Genomic DNA, 18,302 nt, shown 5'->3' on the forward strand with positions numbered 1-18,302 from the left:
CTGAAACAAGTTTCAAAACTGTCTTTTTCTTTAACGTGTATTGTATTGTTTCATGACCCGTGCGATGTCCCGGTTTTGTTCCCGACGCTTGATGGATTCACGCTTGTCATAATCATGTTTCCCTTTAGCGAGTCCCAAAAGCAATTTGGCATAGCCGTCCTTGAGATAGACCTTCAAAGGCACCAAGGTCATTCCGGTCCCTTTGGTGTCTTGGTCCAGCTTTTGGATTTGCTTTTTATGAAGAAGGAGCTTGCGACGACGGTCTGGGTCTTGGTTCCAGATATTGCCTTCCTCATAAGGGGCAATGTGGACATTGCTAAGCCAAACTTCGCCATTTTTTACTTGTGCAAAGCCATCTTTCAAGTTAATGCGTGCCGCACGGACACTTTTGATCTCTGTCCCCGTCAGCACCATCCCTGCTTCAATCGTATCCACGATGGTGTAGTCATGTCTCGCCTTTTTATTTTGCGCGACTACCTTTCCTTCGCCCTTTGCCATGTTTGGCTCCTTTCTTTGCTACTTCCTTGTAAAATGGTTTCTTCCCTTTTTTCTTTTTGGATTTAGAGGAAGAATCTTTCCGCTTGTCATCTTTTCTAGCGGTTGATCCCTTAGAAACTTTTTTGTCCTTGCGTCTGCGATCTCTACGATTGCCATCTCGGTCACGTCCTTTAGACTTGAGACCTTTTTCGACGACATCCCATTCACTTGGAATATAAGAGAAATCAATCTCTCCTGTCATCTTGTCGGCTCTTTCTACCTTGATCCGGATTTGCTGACCGACACGGAAGGTCACTCCTGATTTTTCTCCGCGAAGGGTTAGATCCCGTTCATTAAAATGGTAGAATTCAGGGAGATTGGTAATATGGATCAAGCCTTCAACCGTATTTGGCAACTCCACAAAGAGGCCAAATTTCACCACACTGGAAACCACAGCATCGTACTCTTCCCCAACATAGTCTTCCATGTATTCTGCCTTCTTCATAGCCTCTACTTCGCGCTCCGCATCAATAGCCCGGCGCTCCCGACTAGAGGATTGGTTGGCAATGTCTGGAAGAACTTGCTCAAAGTGATCTGCCACTTCTTGAGATTTTCCGTATTCGCGCACCATTCGATGAACCATCAGGTCCGGATACCGGCGAATGGGACTGGTAAAGTGAGTATAATACTCAGCAGCAAGCCCATAGTGGCCATGGTTGTGCTCTGAATAGCGAGCTTGCTGCATCGAGCGCAACAACATCATTGAGAGAACGTCTGCATAGGGTTCTCCTTCGACCTTGCGCATAATTTCTTGCAGGGCTTCTTGACTCATCTCACTAGCCGTTCCGTAGATTTGGATTCCAAAACTAGAAGCATAATCGATAAACTTCTGTACTTTTTCTGCCTTTGGATCTTCATGGATCCGGTAGATGAACGGTAGTTTCAGTCGCGTAAAGTGTTCCGCTACCGTTTCATTGGCAATCAACATAAAGGACTCAATCATCCGTTCGGCAATCCCTCTTTGACGAAGGACAATATCGACCGGTTTCCCTTCTTTATTGACCAAGATTTTAGCCTCATTGGTATCAAAATTGAGGGCTCCTCGGCGAATCCGCATGCTTTCTAGAATGCCATGCAAGGTGGCCATTTGATGAATACTTGGGACAATTTTCTTAAAGGTTTGAGCCTTTTCTTCGTCTCCCGCTAAGATATCATTGACGTCGCTATAGGTCATTCGGAAGGTTGTATTGATCACTGTTTGGGTAATGGTATGCTTGACGACCTTGCCATGAGGATCGATCTCCATGATGGCAGACTGGGTCAGGCGGTCCACATTCGGATTTAAAGAACAGATCCCATTGGAGAGACGCTCTGGCAACATGGGTACTACTCGGTCGGTCACATAGACAGAGGTTGCCCGATTTAGAGCTTCCTTGTCGAGTGCTGAACCTTCCTGAACATAATATGAGACATCTGCGATGTGAACCCCCAGCTCAAAGTTGCCGTTCTTGAGTAGCTTGATATGAACAGCATCATCCAAGTCTTTGGCATCTGCCCCATCGATTGTAAAGGTGATCTCCTCTCGCAGATCCAAGCGTCCCTCTAAATCCTTAGCAGACGGTGCATCTGGAACCTGCTCAGCCTCTTTCAGCACTTCTTCTGGAAATTCTGAGACAATGTCCATGGATTCTAACACTTCCAAGACATCGATTCCTGGATCTGTTACATGACCGACCACATCCCGCACAGTCGCCACAAAATAATTGTGCTTGCGGCTCGGGTATTGATCAATTTCGACCTTGAGGATTTCGATCCCTTCCAATTGGATGGCTGGCTTCTTCACATAGATCAGCTGGCTGATCTTTTGATTTTTCGAACGAATGTAGCCGGCATATTTAGGCTTTTCCTCATCCAGGACAATTTGTCCAACTACCGTTTTAATGCTATGCTCCAAGACATCAATAATCTTAGCTTCTGCTGCCGTTCCCTTGTTTCGGTCTGCTACCTTGGTAATGACGATCTCAACGATGTCACCATCGATAGCGTGGTTGACATCATTTCGGCCAACAAAGAGGTCCTCTTCTTCGCCCTCTAAACTGACAAAGCCAAAGCCATTTTTATGGGCATGAAAGATCCCCTTGAGCGTAATGGCTGGGGCCTTCTTTTGAGCCAAACGAAGAGAGCCATCATCTTCGAATTTCAACTCATGACGGCGTTCCATCAGCGAGATGGTTTTGACCAAGTCACGGAAATCCTTAGACCCTTCTTTTCCTAGAGCTGCTGCCAGATCATTGATCTGGGCTTTGTCATGCTCCTGTAAATATTCTTTAATACTTGTTTTCATTGATTTATTTGCTGGTTATCCAGCCTCCTTTTTCTATCTACTTGTGTCTTTGTTTTGCAAAATAAAAATAGGCAAAGACATTGTCTGAGCCTATCTTATCTACTAGAAAGTACCATTAAGATCATCGCGATCAATAACCAAAAGAAGATCATAATAGCTGTTAAACGCTGCATCACGGCTTCAAACCCGCGCGCTTTTGAACGTTCAAACAAGTCATTTGAGCTTGCGTCAAAGACGTTGCTCGATTGGTTTTTTGTTGGTTGCATAAAAATTGCGATAATAATCAATACTGATAATACTAGTAAAATAGTTGTTAATGCTCCGCTCATATTCAAAACTCCTTAAAATCTTCACTATTATACCATGAAAATCATTTTGATTCAATATGTAAGGTTACTTTTCTTTCCTTGGGACAATACTTCAAGACCTCGATCTTTTCAGGATGGGTTTTGGTATTTTTACTGGTCAAATAATTCTGACTCCCACAGCTGGTGCAGGTCAATTGAACTTTAATTCGCACGTACGTCTCTCACTTTCAAATACTTTCTAAATAAGAATAAGAGGAACATCAAATCGGTAAAGGCCAAAAGGGCTGTACCGTAAAATACCCAATGATAGCCAAAATGCATGAAAATACTCGATCCCATCATTGGCCCTAACACGCCACCTAAGTAATAAAAGAGCTGGTTGTAGCTAAAGATCCGAGAAATCCCTTCAGGAGGGGTTAAACGATTCAATAATGCGGAAACTCCAGGTAGTAGGGCTCCTGTCCCGATCCCAAAGAGGAAGCGTAAAATCCCTAATTGCAGGGGTGTTTGCGCTTGGGCACAAAGGATATAGAGACAGCCACTATAGAGAAGGGCGATTAATAAGAGCCGGTGATTCCCGATTCGGTCTCCCAGTTTTCCCATCCAACCTGAAAAAAGCATACTAGAGACTCCCATAGCTGAAACAATCATCCCTGATACGAAGATCAGGTTATCTCTTTGTCCCAAAGCTCGCACATAAAGAGGTAGGATCGGAGAAATAGATTGGGCGATCATTTGAATGGTCATGCTGGTCAAAAAGAGTCCCAAGAGGATATCTTTTTGCTGAATGGACATGAGCAACTGCCAACTGGATTTTTGTTCTTCTTTTGGAAGGGGCTCATACTCTTCCTCGATGCCCCAGAAGGTTAAGAGGGAAACCAAAAATAAGAAAAAACCGACCAAGAGAAAGACATTGCGCATTCCCAAATTTTCAGCAATGAGTCCCCCAATCAAAGGGCCCATCAAGGTTCCAGCTACGACACCGGTCGACAAGGTCCCTAGGGCATAGCCCGATTGATCCTTGGGAACTTGGCTGGCAATCAGGGCTGTACTATTGGGAACAAAGCCTGAAAAGACCCCATTGAGCAAGCGCAGGACCAAGAGCCAAAAGACGGATGGGACAAAGGCAATTCCTCCCATGGTCAGCGTCATGGCAATGGAAGCTCTAAGCATCATGGGTTTTCGACCATAGCGGTCGGCTAAGCTCCCCCAGATGGGAGACATGATCGCAGAAGTTACAGAAGAACTTGCGACGGCAATGCCAGCATAAAAGGGAACAGCCTTGCCCGTAACACCCAACTCTTCCACAAAGAGGGCCATAAAAGGAACGACTAAAGAAAGGCTGGCTCCGATGAAAAAGCACCCGATCCAGGCAATATATAGATTTTTACGCCAATTGATTTCTCTTGTGATAAAATCATCTTCTTTCTAATTGTTGTAGGGCTGCATCTAATTGGGCATAGAGGGCCGTTAGATCGCCATTATTGTCTAAGACCAGATCTGCATGGGCTCTTTTTTCATCTAGCGGCATTTGAGACGCGATGCGTTCTTGGGCCTGCAGTTCTGATAAGTGGTTGCGTTCCATCAGGCGTTTGAGCTGGGTTTCTTTTGATACAGCTACCAACCAGACAGATTCAAACCACCCTTCATAGTGCTGCTCGATTAAGAGAGGAATATCCATAAAAAAGAGATCGGATTGTGCAGCTTGTCTATCTCTTACCTCAGCTAGAGCTTCACGAATAAGCCTGCCTTGAACGCGATTGGACCAGTCTCTTTCACTAAGGTCTGAAAAGATCCGCTGACCCAAAGCGACGCGATCCAGCTCTCCTTCTTTGGTAAGGATCTCTCTCCCAAAATGATCCACTAAGACACGGTAGAGGGCTCCTCCTGGTGCTTGCAAATCATGGACCACTTGATCCGCATCAATGACAGGATACCCTTTTCCTCTCAAATAGGAGGTGACAGTGGACTTTCCTGAAGCAATCCCTCCTGTTAATCCGATGATTCTTGCCATCTAGTTCTCCTTTTGGCAGTGGGGGCAAAAATGGGTTCCGCGTCCCCCCAGCTGAATTTTCTCAATCGGCGTCCCGCAGCGCAAACACGGCTGGCCTGTTTTTCCATAGACCTGGTGTTCTTCCTGCATGGTGCCGTCTTCTCCAAAAGCATTGCTGTAGGAGCGAATGGTGGAGCCACCCTTTTCAACAGCTTGAGCAAGCACAGCAATCGTTTCTTTGCGGATTACTTTGGCTTCTCTAGCAGTCAAGCTTTGACCCAAACGGGCTGGATGAACCTTGGCTCGATAAAGGACCTCATCCACATATATATTGCCCAGACCAGCCACTAATTTTTGGTCTAAAAGAGCTGATTTAATTGGTTTCTTTGATTTTTTAAGAGCTGCTTGGAAGGCTGGTTCTTTAAAATCCGCTTCCGTTGGCTCTGGACCAATCTTTTTCGCCAAAAAATAGCTCTCGACAAGCTCAGGTATGAGGACTTCCATGGTCCCAAACTTGCGGACATCTTCATAGACCAGAGTGCTACCATCTGTAAAATGAAAGAAGACATGGGCATGCTTGCGAAGAGGAACCTCGTCTGGATAAAAGAAATACTTGCCTTCCATCCGCAAATGCGAGATGAGGACCAGATCCGTCAGATAAAATAAAAGGTATTTCCCACGGCGCCCCATGGCCCGAATTTCTTGGCCTGGGAGATCTTGTCGAAAAGCATCCAGATCCGTCTGAATCATCTTTGGATACTTTACTTCCACTGACTGGATGGTTTTCCCAAGAATTAATTTCTCAAGACCTCGTCGAACGGTCTCTACTTCTGGTAATTCAGGCATAGAACTCCTTTCAAAAACAAGAAGCAGGCTTCTGCCCACCTCTTCTTAATATTCTTTTTCGTTGTATCCAAAATCGGCAAGATCCAATTTCTTATCCCGCCAATTTTTCTTGACCTTGACCCATGTTTCTAGGAAGACCTTGTCCCCTAGCATGAGCTCAATATCCTTACGCGCAAGGGTTCCGATCTTCTTAAGCATGGCGCCGCCTTTTCCGATGACAATACCTTTTTGGCTATCGCGCTCGACCATGATGGTTGCACGGATATGGACCTTATCTGTCTCTTCATCCCGCTTCATAGAATCCACTACTACTGCCACAGAGTGGGGAATTTCTTCCCGCGTCAAGTGCAAGACCTTTTCACGGATCATTTCAGAGACCAAGAAGCGCTCTGGGTGGTCAGTGATTTGGTCAGCAGGGAAATATTGAAAACCTTCTTCTAAGTTTTCACTTAAAATATCAATCAAACGCGAAACATTGTTTCCTTGAAGGGCTGAAATCGGCACGATTTCCTTGAAATCCATCTGACTACGGAAGTCATCGATTTGCGCCAAGAGTTGGTCAGGGTGCACCTTGTCGATCTTGTTGACCACCAGAATAACCGGCACCTTAGCAGCCTTGAGGCGCTCGATGATCATGTCATCGCCCTTCCCACGTGGCTCATCTGCTGGCACCATAAAGAGAACGGTATCCACTTCTCGAAGGGTACTATAGGCCGACTCCACCATGAAGTCTCCAAGCGCTGTCTTGGGTTTGTGAATCCCTGGGGTATCGATAAAGACGATCTGTTCCTTATCCGTCGTATAAATCCCCATAATCTTATTGCGCGTTGTCTGCGCTTTGTCACTCATGATGGCAATTTTTTGCCCCATGACGTGGTTCAAAAAAGTTGACTTCCCAACATTGGGACGTCCTAAAATGGCTACAAAACCTGATTTAAATGTCATATTATCCTTTCACGAGGGCATACTCCCTCTTATCCAAATACCAAGGCCCAGAATTTGGGCACAAAAATCACCAGTCCTGTTAGTAGGGCAAAACCTGATACGACAAGGACTGCTCCAGCCGCCATGTCTTTGGCATTCTTTGCCAACATGGAGAAATGGTAGTTACTCGCTAAATCCACCACATTTTCAATGGCTGAATTCATAATTTCAAAAGCAATCACCAAGGTGATACTGAGCAATAAAAAGAGCCACTCTGTCGCAGAAATCCTAAACACCAAACCAGCAAGAATTGCTGCAAGGGCTGATAAGGCATGCTTGCGCATATTGCGCTCTTCCTTGATCGAAGTAAAAATTCCTGTTATCGCAAACTCCAGGCTTGAAGTGAAGTCCCGATTTTTCCATTTTCGCTTATTGTCTTGTGAGTCCATAGGCTGTCAAAATCTCTTCCTGTAAGCCAAACATTTCCTTTTCTTCCTCCGGCGTATAGTGATCATAGCCATTGATGTGAAGAAAACCATGCACTGCTAAAAATCCCATTTCGCGCTCAAAGCTGTGGCCATATTCTTCGGCTTGCTCACGCGCTTTGTCAGTTGAAATAAAGAGCTCACCAATATAGGTATCGAATTCCGCCATCATCTCTGCCAATTCTGGATTTTCTGCAAGGTCTTCCTCGTCAAAAGAAATCTCCATCTCTGGCTTGTATTCTAAACTGATGACATCCGTCGGACGATCCGTATCACGGTATTCAAGATTTAGTTCATGACTGCGTTCATTGGTTACAAAAGTCACAGCCATTTCCTTGTCTTCTTTCCCAATTTTTTGAGCAGCAAATTCTAAAATTTCTTGCGTTTGTTTTAAGATTTCGTCAGAGACTTGACCAGTCTCATCTACCATTTCAATATACATCTGGATCACCTCACTATTATCACTTCATTATAGCATAAAACCAGCCTATATACTAGATACAGGCTGGTTTTCAATCTTTTTCTTTGCAGGACAATCTTACACCACTGTTTGCTGGATGGCATTCATCTGGGCATAGATCCCGCCTTGTGCGACTAGTTCCTCGTGTCTACCACGCTCCACAATGCGTCCTTCAGATAAGACTAAGATCTGATCCGCGTCTTGGATAGTGGACAAGCGATGGGCAATGATAAAGGTGGTCCGGCCCTTTTGCAGGACTGCCATAGCCTTCTGGATGATTTCTTCTGTTTCCGTATCGATGTGAGAGGTTGCCTCATCCAAAATCAGAATTTGCGGATTCATATAGAGCGTCCGCGCAAAGGAAATCAATTGGCGCTCGCCACTTGAAAAGGCGGATCCTTTTTCTACGACTGGATGGTCGATTCCCTTTTCAAGGCGCTCTACAAAGGGCCAAGCTCCGACTTTTTTCAGCGCTTCTTTGACCGCATCCCGGTCAATATGATCCTGACTCATGGCTACATTACTCGCAATGGTTCCTGTAAATAGATAAGGATCCTGCAGAACAATCCCCATATGGCTGCGTAGGCTCTCACGAGAGACTTGGCGAATATCTTGGCCATCGATCAAAATCGCTCCTTCTTGAGGATCATAAAAACGATAGAGCAGGTTCATAATCGAAGACTTACCCGATCCAGTATGGCCCACAAGAGCGATAGTTTGACCTGGACTAGCCTGAAAGGCAATATCCCGCAGAACTGGCTTGCCTTCTTCATAGGCAAATTGAACGTCGTCAAACACGACTTGAGCCTTTTCTATCTTCAGTTCCGATGCACCATCGGCCTCTAAGGGTTGGTCTAAGAAAGCAAGGACGCGACTCCCCGTTTCTAAGGATCGCCGAATATTCGGAAATTGACGACTAAGATTGGCCATGAGATCAAATAGATTAATCACATAGTTAATATTGATAAATAAGAAACCAGCCGTCACACCGATATTACCCTCTAGGAAAGAAATCCCAGCGATGGTCAAAATGCCTGCAATCACTAAAAACTTGAGCAATTCCGTCAAGGTCCAAGAAGCAATGGAATCGGCTAAGAGGATTCGATCATTGGCCCCTAACATCTTCTGGGTAGTGGCTTCAAACTCCTCCACCACACCAGGCTCTTGATGATAGAGTTGAATCATACTGGCACCATGCAAGAGTTCATTGACCTGGGTATTGACCTCGCTTCTCGCATCAAAGAAATCCTTCATAGGCTGGTCCGTCATGACCTTGTAGAGATACTGGATCCCATAGAAAATCGGAAAGACCAAACACAAGAGAAGGCCCATCATAGGACTCAGGTAAAAGAGAATCCCTAGGATAAAGAGAAAGCGTACCAAATAGATGACTAAAATCATACAAGAGTTATAAAACTGGGTCCTCAAGGTCTCCGTATCATTGACAATTCTTGTCGCGATCTTCCCAGCCGGCTTATCATCAAAATAGGAAATAGGCAGCCCTTGCATGACTTGAAAGGCTTGGTCTCTCAGACTAGCAGTCACTTGATTACTTCCATGCAGCAAGATCCGATTGCCCATGTAGCTAATCAGCTGCCCCAGGCTCAAGACCAAGAGATAGAATGCTCCCATCTGAAGCATGTCCCCTTGCCCGCCACCGTGGGTCAATGCAGTCAAAGGCCCATCGATTATCTTTTGGAGAAGAAAGGGAGACAATTCAGAAAAAATGGTGGCTAGTAAGAGGCAAATAAAGCCAGCAAGAAAGACAGTTGGATAAAGCGTGATCCTAGATAATAATCGTTTCAAAACTTTCATCTTATTCTCCTTCCTGTTTTTGTTGCCGTTGGTATTGTTCATAATACCAGCCTTCTTGAGCCAATAAATCACTAGCCCTACCTTCTTCTACAATACGACCTTGATCCAAGACGATGATCCAATCCGCCTGATGAACAGCCGACAAGCGATGGGAAACAATGATGGTCGTCTTGTCTTTTCGTTCCTTTTGAATCGTGTCAATAATGGCCTGTTCAGTCTTGGCATCCACCGCCGAAAGAGAATCATCTAACAGCAAGAGCTCAGCATCTCTTAAGAATGCACGCGCCAGGGAGATCCGTTGTTTTTGACCACCTGATACAGAGACCCCTTTCTCACCGATCAGGGTGTCCATTCCCTGAGACATCCGCTCGAGATCATCCGCAAAAGCAGCTTGGGCTACTGCTTCCACCAAGTCTTCTTGGCTGGCTCCTTTTTTACCAAGCGCTATATTCTCACGGATAGACTTGGAGAATAAAATATGTTCTTGGGAAACATAACCAATTTTTTCTTCAATCGAGTGTCGGTTGTAGTCCACGATCGGTTGCTGGTTGATCAAAAACTCTCCCTCACCAACTGGGTACTGCCGCAAGAATTGTCGAACAAGGGTAGTCTTTCCTGCTCCGGTACGACCAACAATCCCAACCGTCTGTCCTTTCTGAATGGTCCAATCAATGCCTGACAGGCTCTTTCGCTCAGCACCAGGATAGCTGAAAGAATAGTCCTTAAACTGCACCAAATCAATCTGTTCTAGGTAGTGAGAACCATCTGGCTCCAGATCATCCGTTTCATCAATCACTTCTTTTAATTTTTTATAGGACATTTGCCCTGTCTGGTAGACCAAGATCAGGTCCGCCATCATCCACATAGGCTCAATTAAAAAGACCAAATACAGCTGTAAAGCCAATAATTTCCCAAGACTCAATTGCCCGCTTGCCAGGGACTGGCCTCCAAATAGCAGGAGCAAGACTGTCGAGAATCCAATAAACAACAGAGCTAAAGGTCCAAAAGAATACTGGATAGAAGCAATTTTGTCTCCTGTTTTGGAGAGACTGGCTGTTTTCTTCTGAAACTGTTTGACCTGCTGATCCCGCCTACTATAGGCCCGCATGACACGGATCCCTTCGATGGACTCCAAGACCTCATCGTTCAACTGAGCGACCGCTTCCCGGTTCTGCTCAACATACTCCTCCTGCTTTCTACTTAAAAAATAGGTAGAGACGACCAGGAAGATCATGGGAATAAAGGAAATCAAGGTTAATTGCCAAGAAATGAAAAACATGGTCGGAATAATAAAGGCAAACAAGCCACCGCCAAACAGGAGCACCATCATCCCGTAACCAGCCAAATCAGCCATCCCATCCACATCAGTCGTGAACCGCGTCAAGAGATCCCCTGAACGGAATTTCTCAAAAAAGGGACGCCGCATAGCTACTAGCTTACGAAACGCTTGTCCCTGAAGGGTCGCCTTGAAATGGACTGACGACTGAAAGAGTCGCAACTGCCAATAAAAAGCCGTCAAATAATTGAGGATGGCTGACCCTACCAAGAGGACCATATCCCATACAAAGTTCGATTGCGTCAGCGTCTGCTGACTCAAATGATCCACTAAACGCTGGATAACTTGCGTCGGGATCAATAAGGTGTAATCATAAAGAATCAGGACCATAGCGATCTTCACATATCGCCACTTGCGCTCCCTGATATACTCCCAAATAGCTCTGATCATATATTCTCCTTTTCAAAATGGCACAGAAAAAACCCAAGCAAGGAGCTGAGTACGTGCTCAGTCCACACTTGGGCCTTCTGATGCCTATCACCAATTCAGTTAAGGCAGGTAAAAATGCATACAAAAAACCCAAGACAAACTCCTCCATCTTGGGTTCCATTTATAGTTTACATCGAACTCAACTGAGATTGGAGAAGCTGTGTATTCAATTGTGTCATCAAAACATCTACTTTGTTCATGATGGTTTTCTCCTTTCTCTTTGTTGTTCTAACTTTACCACGGATTTCCTTGCTTGTCAACGTTTTTTTGAAAATTGTTGAAAAAACCGGACTTTTAAAGATGGACTCGCAAAAAAAGAAGCCTAGATCTTCTCTAAGCTTCTCTCTTCTGATATGCTAGTTGCCGGGATTGAACCGGCGACCTCATCCTTACCATGGATGCGCTCTACCGACTGAGCTAAACCAGCAGTACCTATCTACTATATCATGGAGATAGGCCTTTTGTCAATATCCTGACTCATTTTTCTGACAAATATTCTTCCTTAGTGAGGACATAATGAACTCTCGTCACCATTCTCCCTTCTTCATGCAGGTCTAGCATCGCGTAGGGCTCCTCGTGAGAATATTTCATCCCTGATTTGGCCATCACCCGTCCAGAAGCTGGGTTGTCCTGATCATGAACAGCAATTAGCTTGTTCATCCCTAACTGTTCAAAAGCCAAGGCAATGACTGCCTTGGTAGCCTCTGTCGCAAGACCCTGGTTCCAATAGTCTTTATTCAGAACATAGCCGATACTCCCCTTCTTCAGACAAAGATCCAAATCCAGTAAATCAATCGTCCCGATAAATTTTCCATTCTCTTTGAGCTCGATCCCCCATCTTCCAAGTGGGCTCGCTAGGTAAAAGAGGGCAATATTATTACGCGTCTCTTCAAGACTTTGATTGGTTGAAAAGGTATAGCGCGTAACTGTCTCATCAGAAGCATACTCAAACATAGCTGGTGCATCATCAAGAGTGACCGGACGCAAGTGCAAACGCTCTGTCTCCACTTCACGATAAGCCGCTAACTTCACATATAAATTTTCCATTTGACTCTCCTTCTTTAGGGATTAGTTTAGCAAATAACATAAAGTAAGGCAAGCTCAAATTTTTCTTGCTTTTTAACCCACTTTTCTATACAATAAAATCAATCAAAACAATCAGATAAGGAGTGAAAAGGTCATTGAGTCAAGAGAGCCATCTCACACCAATGACCTTTTTACACCTAAATCTAAGCAAGGAGAAAATAATGCTTATTGGAATTCCTAAAGAAATTAAAAACAACGAAAATCGGGTCGGTTTGACACCTGCAGGCGTACAAAGCTTGGTGAAGAAAGGTCATCACGTTTTGGTGGAAACAAATGCTGGACTTGGTTCTGGCTTTGCGGATGAAGATTACACGAAGCAAGGGGCAACCATCGTTGCGACTGCTGCAGAAGCTTGGGCCGCTGAGATGGTGGTCAAGGTCAAAGAACCCCTCGCTGAAGAATATGGCTTCCTTCGCGAAGACCTCTTGCTCTTCACTTACTTGCATATGGCTGCTGCTCCTGAATTAGCAGATGCCATGGTCGCAGCCAAGACAACTGGGGTGGCCTACGAAACGGTGCGTGACCTTGATGGACAATTGCCACTCTTGGTGCCAATGAGTGAGGTTGCTGGACGGATGGCCGTGCAAATCGGTGCTCACTTCCTGACCAAACAAGAAGGTGGATCAGGGGTCCTCTTAGGTGGGGTGCCAGGTGTTCCCAAAGGGAAAGTCACCATCATCGGAGGCGGGGTCGTTGGAACCCACGCGGCTCGTATCGCCCTTGGACTTGGTGCCCAAGTGACCATCTTAGATATCAGTGCTAAACGTTTGGCTGTTCTGGAAGATGTCTTTGGTCATCAAATCCAAACCCTTATGTCCAATCCATTTAACATTGAAGCCAGCGTCCGTGATGCCGATGTTGTCATCGGAGCTGTCTTGATTCCTGGTGCTAAAGCTCCTAAATTAGTGACAGACGATATGGTTAAACAAATGCGTCCCGGTTCTGTCATCGTGGACGTAGCTGTGGACCAAGGTGGGGTTATTGAAACAGCAGACCGTGTGACAACGCATACGGAACCAGTTTACGAAAAACATGGCGTGCTCCACTATGCTGTAGCCAATATTCCAGGGGCCGTCGCTCGCACTTCTACCATCGCCCTTACCAATGTGACCCTTCCTTATGTCGAATCCCTAGCTGACAATGGCTTCCACAAGGCAATTGCCCTCGATGAAGGCTTGCGCCAAGGTGTCACTACTTACCAAGGCCATATCACAAGCCAACCAGTTGCCACTGGTTTAGAGCGTGACTTCACACCAATTGATGAATTGGTTTAATTTCTAACATAAAAAAGGCAAAGATCCGATGATCTTTGCCTTTTCTTTTATTCTGCTTCTTCTTCCACATCCGGTTTTTCTTTGAGCACTGGATTTGGTATTGGCTCGTAGGCCCGGATAATCTCTGCTACTACCGGATGTCGAACGACATCCTTGGCAGAGAAATGCACAAAGTCAATTTGAGAAATGTTCTTCAATTTCTCCTGAGCATCAATCAATCCGGATTTCACATTTCGCGGAAGGTCGATCTGGCTGGTATCCCCATTAACAATCATCTTGGAATTAAAACCAAGACGGGTCAAAAACATCTTCATCTGCATGATGGTGGTATTTTGCGCTTCATCGAGAATGACAAAGGCATCATCCAAGGTCCGGCCCCGCATATAAGCTAAGGGAGCTATCTCGATAATCTCGCGCTCCATCATCCGAGTTGTTTGGTCCTTGCCCAAGATTTGATAGAGGGCATCATAGACCGGACGGAGATAAGGGTCTACTTTTTCTTTGAGATCTCCTGGAAGGAAACCAAGGCTTTCTCCGGCTTCCACAGCTGGACGAGTCAAAATGATTCGCTTAACCTGACCACGCTTGAGGGCGGTCACGGCCAAGGTCACAGCTAGGAAGGTTTTCCCAGTCCCCGCTGGTCCGATTCCAAAGGTGACATCATGATTTTTGACACTATCGACATAAATCTTTTGACCCAGCGTTTTAACCCGAATGGGCTTGCCGTAACTATCCTTGATAATCTCTTCTTCATAGAGAGCGATGAACTTATCCAATTCCCCATTTCTCACCATGGTAATGGCGGTCACCACATCTGGCGTTCCAATGGTCATGCCACGGTTGACGAGGACCAAGAGAGCCTGGATGACCTGACGAACCTGCTCGCAGTTTTCCTCTTCCCCAATGATTTGGACGATTTCTGTCCGGGCATGAATAGTCACCCCAAATTCTTGCTCCATCAAACGGAGATGGCGTTCGTTGGATCCAAACAAATGAAAGAGATCGTCTGGATGCGTTAATGTAATTTCAACTGAATGTTCTTGCAAATAAAGAACCTCTCTACCTGTGTTTTTCTATTATTATAACAAAGAGGTCGAGAAAAAACCATCCTCGACCTGTCCTTTTCTAATGGGCTTGGTATTCTTCCCAAATCGCATCAAAATCGCTAAGATTAAATGAAAAGCTGGCATGCTCTTCTAGATAGCGACTGACTTCGTCGAAGTCATCTGTATGCTTGGGAAAAGCGGACTCATGAAATGCAAGATCCGCTAAAATGGCCTTAGGAGCATTGCTTTTAGGATTGCGCTCCGTCATCAGCCAAGTATAAAACGATTTTCGCATAAGCCTCCTCTTAGATCAACTCTGTTCCAAATTGGTCTTGCTTGATTTTTTTAGCCTTCATCAGCCCACCCAAAGCCTTTTTGAACTGCCCTTTTGAAATCCCAAAAGTTGCCTTGATCTCTTCTGGAGATGACTTATCATTCAAAGTCATAAAGCCTCCATTGGCTTCCAAATAGGTCAAAATCATTTGGGCATCGTTTTCCAACATTTCAAAGGAGCGTGGCTTCAGTGACAAGTTCAAGGTCCGATCTACCTCACGGAATCCAATGACCCGGGCATCTAGAACTTGTCCCAAGCGTGGTTCTGCGTAGCGCTCACTCGGATGAATAAAGCCCAGCATATTGTTCTCTGGAAGGTAAACAAAAGTCCTAGACAATTTCAAGCGATAGACAATAGCTGGCCAGTTTTGGTTTTGCATATTGTTGTAGGCTGGACGAGCCAAACGCTGGAAATCTTCCTGATAGGCTAAGATCCCCCAGATCCGGTCTTTTTTATCGACTTCCAAGCGGACAAAGAGTTTATCGTCTTTCTTCGGCCATAGGTCTTTGATCTCTGGTAGGATATCTAGTGAGACAACAATCTGCTTATCTGGAAGCCCTGTATCCACAAAGACTCCCAGATCCTTGCGCACTTCTGTGACCGTCCCCCAGCCAAAGCTTTCTTGAGTTGCAGTGACTTCAAGTGTCGTGAGTCGGAGCTTTTGCTTCATATCGGTATAGGCAAAGCCCTTGACACTTTCTCCGACTTGATGCGGGCCTTCTGCTTTATCAAGTGCGTAGGTTTGGCCATCTTTTTGAACAAAATAGAAGCGATCATTTTCATCAATGACCATTCCCATGATGTAGCTTGCTAGATTCGTATTCATGTTTCCCTCTTTCCTCTTGCCTCTTCACAAGAATGATGGAAATAAAACCCAGCCAGCAGTGCCAACTGAGTCTTTCTTTCCGGTAGTGGTTGAGATGGATTAAACTTCCATCAATTCTTTTTCTTTGTGAGCTGTCATTTCATCTACATGCTTAACAGCGTCATCCGTAACTTTTTGAATCTCTTTTTCAAGACCTTTCAATTCATCTTCTGTGATTTCTTTTGCTTTTTCTTGTTTCTTCGCTTCATCCATAGCATCACGACGGATGTTACGGATCGCTACTTTAGCATTTTCACCCACTTTTTTCACTTCTTTTGCCAAGTCGCGACGAGTTTCTTCTGTCAAAGCTGGGATAACCAAGCGGATAACAGATCCATCGTTGGCTGGAGTGATACCAAGGTCAGAAGCATTGATGCTGTGCTCGATGTCTTTCAAAGATGATTTATCAAATGGTGTGATCAACAAGACACGTGCTTCTGGAATCGTGATAGATGCCAATTGGTTCAAAGGAGTCTCTACTCCGTAGTATTCTACGAAAATACGATCCAAAAGACTTGCGTTTGCACGTCCAGCACGGATGCTACCAAATTCACGTCCCAAACTTTGGTGAGACTGGGTCATTCTTTCTTTTGCTTTTTCTACGATTGGGTTTGCCATAATCTTCCTCTATTTTCTATTATTTTTCTACGTTATTCGATACGGTTGTACCGATATTTTCACCAAAGACAACGCGTTTGATATTGCCTGGTTCATTCATATTAAAGACAACCAAGTCAATGTCGTTGTCCATGGAGAGAGTAGAGGCTGTTGAGTCCATGATGCGAAGACCTTTGTTGATCACATCGCGGTGAGTCAATTCCTCAAATTTCACAGCTGAAGCATCTTTTTTCGGATCGGCATTATAAACACCATCGACCCCATTTTTGGCCATGAGAATGGCATCTGCTTCAATCTCAGCTGCACGAAGGGCTGCGGTCGTATCTGTTGAGAAGTAAGGAGAACCGATCCCTGCACCAAAGATCACGATCCGATCTTTTTCAAGGTGACGAAGGGCACGACCACGGATATATGGTTCTGCAACTTGTTGCATAGCAATCGCAGTTTGAACACGGGTATCCACGCCAACTTGTTGAAGCGAATCAGCCATCACAAGGGCGTTCATGACAGTCCCAAGCATCCCTGTGTAGTCTGCTTGGACACGATCCATCCCTGCTTCTGCAGCAGGTTCTCCGCGCCAAAGGTTTCCCCCTCCAATCACCAAGGCAATTTCAATTCCAAGTTCGTGAACTTCCTTGATTTCTTGAGCCATATTTTGGACAGTTTTGATATCGATTCCGACACCACGTTCGCCAGCAAGAGCCTCACCAGATAGCTTGATTAAGATACGTTTATACTTAGGTTCTACCATTTTCTCTCTCCTTTTTTGATCTGTATTATTTTACCATAAATTACGTTTTTTATATAGTCATATCCATCAAAATTTTCTTTTTTCCATCCGATTAGTTTTACCAACTGTAGCAAATAAAAATTGAGTACAAAAAAAGCTACCCGAGGGCAGCTTTTCATTTCAATTAAAGTGAGTTAACGTCCACTTTGATACCAGGACCTTGAGTTGTAGTCAAAGTCAAGCTAGTTACGTAAGTACCTTTAGCTGTAGCTGGTTTTGCTTTTTGGATTGTGTCGTTGAAAGCTTTAAAGTTTTCAACCAATTTAGTATCATCGAATGAAACTTTACCGATGATCGCTTGAACAATACCTGCTTTATCAGCACGGTAAGTGATTTTACCACCTTTAGACTCTTCAACTGCTTTCGCAACATCCATTGTTACTGTACCAGTTTTAGGGTTTGGCATCAAGTTACGTGGTCCAAGGACACGTCCAAGACGTCCAACAAGAGCCATCATGTCAGGTGTAGCGATAACAACATCGAAGTCCAACCAACCATCGTTGATTTTCGCAACAAGGTCATCTTCACCTACGAAGTCTGCACCAGCAGCTTTTGCTTCTTCAGCTTTTGCACCACGTGCAAATACAAGTACGCGAGCTGTTTTACCAGTTCCGTTTGGCAATACCATTGCACCACGGATTTGTTGGTCAGCTTTTTTCACGTCGATGTTCAAGTTGTATGCAACTTCTACAGTTGCGTCAAATTTTGCAAAGTTAGTTTCTTTTGCAAGAGCTACAGCTTCTTCTACGCTGTAGACTTTTGTGCTGTCGATTTTTTCAAGAGCAGCACGAAGTTGTTTGCTTTTTTTAGCCATTTTATCTTTCTCCTTGTAATGTGGTCATATCGATTTTCATCTCCCACGTCACTCGTCA

Annotated in this window: 20 protein-coding genes and 1 tRNA gene; 1 reads left to right on the forward strand and 20 read right to left on the reverse strand. The window is 44.9% G+C overall.

From position 1 onward, the window contains the following. Positions 1-30 precede the first annotated feature (30 nt). The 14 genes from smpB to RIN70_RS07430 all read right to left on the reverse strand — a co-directional run bounded on the left by smpB (position 31) and on the right by RIN70_RS07430 (position 12,464). On the reverse strand, positions 31-498 hold the full coding sequence (gene smpB / locus RIN70_RS07365; RefSeq protein WP_003005443.1) for an SsrA-binding protein SmpB: 468 nt from the start codon (positions 496-498) through the stop codon (positions 31-33). Then, on the reverse strand, positions 461-2,821 hold the full coding sequence (rnr, locus tag RIN70_RS07370) for a ribonuclease R (protein WP_195623472.1): 2,361 nt from the start codon (positions 2,819-2,821) through the stop codon (positions 461-463). The genes smpB and rnr overlap by 38 nt, the downstream gene beginning before the upstream one ends. A 95-nt stretch (positions 2,822-2,916) precedes the next feature. Beyond that, positions 2,917-3,150 (reverse strand): preprotein translocase subunit SecG, encoded by a 234-nt coding sequence (gene secG / locus RIN70_RS07375; RefSeq protein WP_003008189.1) that lies wholly within the window; start codon positions 3,148-3,150, stop codon positions 2,917-2,919. Between the two features lie 41 nt (positions 3,151-3,191). After that, on the reverse strand, positions 3,192-3,341 hold the full coding sequence (rpmG, locus tag RIN70_RS07380) for a 50S ribosomal protein L33 (RefSeq protein WP_003005699.1): 150 nt from the start codon (positions 3,339-3,341) through the stop codon (positions 3,192-3,194). After that, positions 3,331-4,530, reverse strand: a complete 1,200-nt coding sequence (locus tag RIN70_RS07385) for a multidrug efflux MFS transporter (RefSeq protein WP_227038078.1) — start codon at positions 4,528-4,530, stop codon at positions 3,331-3,333. The genes rpmG and RIN70_RS07385 overlap by 11 nt, the downstream gene beginning before the upstream one ends. 16 nt (positions 4,531-4,546) lie before the next feature. Continuing rightward, positions 4,547-5,143, reverse strand: a complete 597-nt coding sequence (gene coaE / locus RIN70_RS07390; RefSeq protein WP_070675027.1) for a dephospho-CoA kinase — start codon at positions 5,141-5,143, stop codon at positions 4,547-4,549. Beyond that, positions 5,144-5,968, reverse strand: coding sequence for a DNA-formamidopyrimidine glycosylase (gene mutM, locus RIN70_RS07395; protein ID WP_201087818.1), 825 nt, complete (start codon positions 5,966-5,968; stop codon positions 5,144-5,146). It abuts the gene before it with no gap. A gap of 45 nt (positions 5,969-6,013) precedes the next feature. Next, a complete protein-coding gene (gene era / locus RIN70_RS07400; protein WP_003004993.1) occupies positions 6,014-6,913 on the reverse strand; it encodes a GTPase Era in 900 nt (299 codons plus the stop codon). A 29-nt stretch (positions 6,914-6,942) separates the two neighbouring features. Next, positions 6,943-7,341: a diacylglycerol kinase family protein gene (locus RIN70_RS07405; protein WP_021153635.1), complete on the reverse strand. Its 399-nt coding sequence runs from the start codon at positions 7,339-7,341 to the stop codon at positions 6,943-6,945. After that, entirely contained in the window at positions 7,322-7,819 is a 498-nt protein-coding gene (gene ybeY, locus RIN70_RS07410; protein WP_195623474.1) for an rRNA maturation RNase YbeY, read from the reverse strand. Before ybeY ends, RIN70_RS07405 begins: the two co-directional genes overlap by 20 nt. Positions 7,820-7,915: 96 nt before the next feature. Beyond that, a complete protein-coding gene (gene tetB(46) / locus RIN70_RS07415; RefSeq protein WP_195623475.1) occupies positions 7,916-9,652 on the reverse strand; it encodes a tetracycline efflux ABC transporter Tet(46) subunit B in 1,737 nt (578 codons plus the stop codon). A 1-nt stretch (position 9,653) separates the two neighbouring features. Then, a complete protein-coding gene (tetA(46), locus tag RIN70_RS07420; protein ID WP_049507490.1) occupies positions 9,654-11,378 on the reverse strand; it encodes a tetracycline efflux ABC transporter Tet(46) subunit A in 1,725 nt (574 codons plus the stop codon). Positions 11,379-11,771: 393 nt separating this feature from the next. Beyond that, positions 11,772-11,844: transfer RNA gene (locus RIN70_RS07425), tRNA-Thr, on the reverse strand. Positions 11,845-11,894: 50 nt separating this feature from the next. Then, a complete protein-coding gene (locus RIN70_RS07430) occupies positions 11,895-12,464 on the reverse strand; it encodes a GNAT family N-acetyltransferase (RefSeq protein ID WP_070661750.1) in 570 nt (189 codons plus the stop codon). A gap of 200 nt (positions 12,465-12,664) precedes the next feature. Here RIN70_RS07430 and ald point away from each other — a divergent pair, with 200 nt between their 5' ends. Continuing rightward, positions 12,665-13,777 (forward strand): alanine dehydrogenase, encoded by a 1,113-nt coding sequence (ald, locus tag RIN70_RS07435; protein ID WP_037608011.1) that lies wholly within the window; start codon positions 12,665-12,667, stop codon positions 13,775-13,777. Positions 13,778-13,824: 47 nt separating this feature from the next. On the opposite strand, the gene RIN70_RS07440 is transcribed toward ald, so the two are convergent. The 6 genes from RIN70_RS07440 to rplA form a co-directional block, all read right to left on the reverse strand. Further along, entirely contained in the window at positions 13,825-14,823 is a 999-nt protein-coding gene (locus RIN70_RS07440) for a PhoH family protein (protein ID WP_049507494.1), read from the reverse strand. A gap of 79 nt (positions 14,824-14,902) precedes the next feature. Then, positions 14,903-15,118 (reverse strand): YozE family protein, encoded by a 216-nt coding sequence (locus RIN70_RS07445; RefSeq protein WP_049507495.1) that lies wholly within the window; start codon positions 15,116-15,118, stop codon positions 14,903-14,905. 10 nt (positions 15,119-15,128) lie between these two features. Beyond that, the gene (cvfB, locus tag RIN70_RS07450) at positions 15,129-15,983 is read right to left on the reverse strand and encodes an RNA-binding virulence regulatory protein CvfB (RefSeq protein ID WP_195623476.1); all 855 of its coding nucleotides are present in this window, start codon (positions 15,981-15,983) and stop codon (positions 15,129-15,131) included. A 99-nt stretch (positions 15,984-16,082) separates the two neighbouring features. After that, entirely contained in the window at positions 16,083-16,640 is a 558-nt protein-coding gene (gene frr, locus RIN70_RS07455; RefSeq protein WP_003005165.1) for a ribosome recycling factor, read from the reverse strand. Positions 16,641-16,659: 19 nt separating this feature from the next. Beyond that, complete coding sequence (pyrH, locus tag RIN70_RS07460) at positions 16,660-17,391, reverse strand: UMP kinase (RefSeq protein WP_003005706.1); 732 nt, start codon at positions 17,389-17,391, stop codon at positions 16,660-16,662. A 163-nt stretch (positions 17,392-17,554) separates the two neighbouring features. Further along, complete coding sequence (gene rplA / locus RIN70_RS07465; protein ID WP_003005355.1) at positions 17,555-18,244, reverse strand: 50S ribosomal protein L1; 690 nt, start codon at positions 18,242-18,244, stop codon at positions 17,555-17,557. Between the last annotated feature and the right edge of the window lie 58 nt (positions 18,245-18,302).

Origin of the sequence: Streptococcus parasanguinis (assembly GCF_032163505.1) — a bacterium.
GTDB lineage: Bacteria > Bacillota > Bacilli > Lactobacillales > Streptococcaceae > Streptococcus > Streptococcus parasanguinis_V.

Coding starts and splice junctions, on each gene's coding strand:
- smpB (WP_003005443.1), bottom strand. CDS start 498: ATGGCAAAGGGCGAAGGAAAGGTAGTCGCGCAAAATAAAAAGGCGAGA.
- rnr (WP_195623472.1), bottom strand. CDS start 2,821: ATGAAAACAAGTATTAAAGAATATTTACAGGAGCATGACAAAGCCCAG.
- secG (WP_003008189.1), bottom strand. CDS start 3,150: ATGAGCGGAGCATTAACAACTATTTTACTAGTATTATCAGTATTGATT.
- coaE (WP_070675027.1), bottom strand. CDS start 5,143: ATGGCAAGAATCATCGGATTAACAGGAGGGATTGCTTCAGGAAAGTCC.
- mutM (WP_201087818.1), bottom strand. CDS start 5,968: ATGCCTGAATTACCAGAAGTAGAGACCGTTCGACGAGGTCTTGAGAAA.
- era (WP_003004993.1), bottom strand. CDS start 6,913: ATGACATTTAAATCAGGTTTTGTAGCCATTTTAGGACGTCCCAATGTT.
- RIN70_RS07405 (WP_021153635.1), bottom strand. CDS start 7,341: ATGGACTCACAAGACAATAAGCGAAAATGGAAAAATCGGGACTTCACT.
- ybeY (WP_195623474.1), bottom strand. CDS start 7,819: ATGTATATTGAAATGGTAGATGAGACTGGTCAAGTCTCTGACGAAATC.
- RIN70_RS07430 (WP_070661750.1), bottom strand. CDS start 12,464: ATGGAAAATTTATATGTGAAGTTAGCGGCTTATCGTGAAGTGGAGACA.
- ald (WP_037608011.1), top strand. CDS start 12,665: ATGCTTATTGGAATTCCTAAAGAAATTAAAAACAACGAAAATCGGGTC.
- RIN70_RS07445 (WP_049507495.1), bottom strand. CDS start 15,118: ATGCGAAAATCGTTTTATACTTGGCTGATGACGGAGCGCAATCCTAAA.
- cvfB (WP_195623476.1), bottom strand. CDS start 15,983: ATGAATACGAATCTAGCAAGCTACATCATGGGAATGGTCATTGATGAA.
- frr (WP_003005165.1), bottom strand. CDS start 16,640: ATGGCAAACCCAATCGTAGAAAAAGCAAAAGAAAGAATGACCCAGTCT.
- pyrH (WP_003005706.1), bottom strand. CDS start 17,391: ATGGTAGAACCTAAGTATAAACGTATCTTAATCAAGCTATCTGGTGAG.
- rplA (WP_003005355.1), bottom strand. CDS start 18,244: ATGGCTAAAAAAAGCAAACAACTTCGTGCTGCTCTTGAAAAAATCGAC.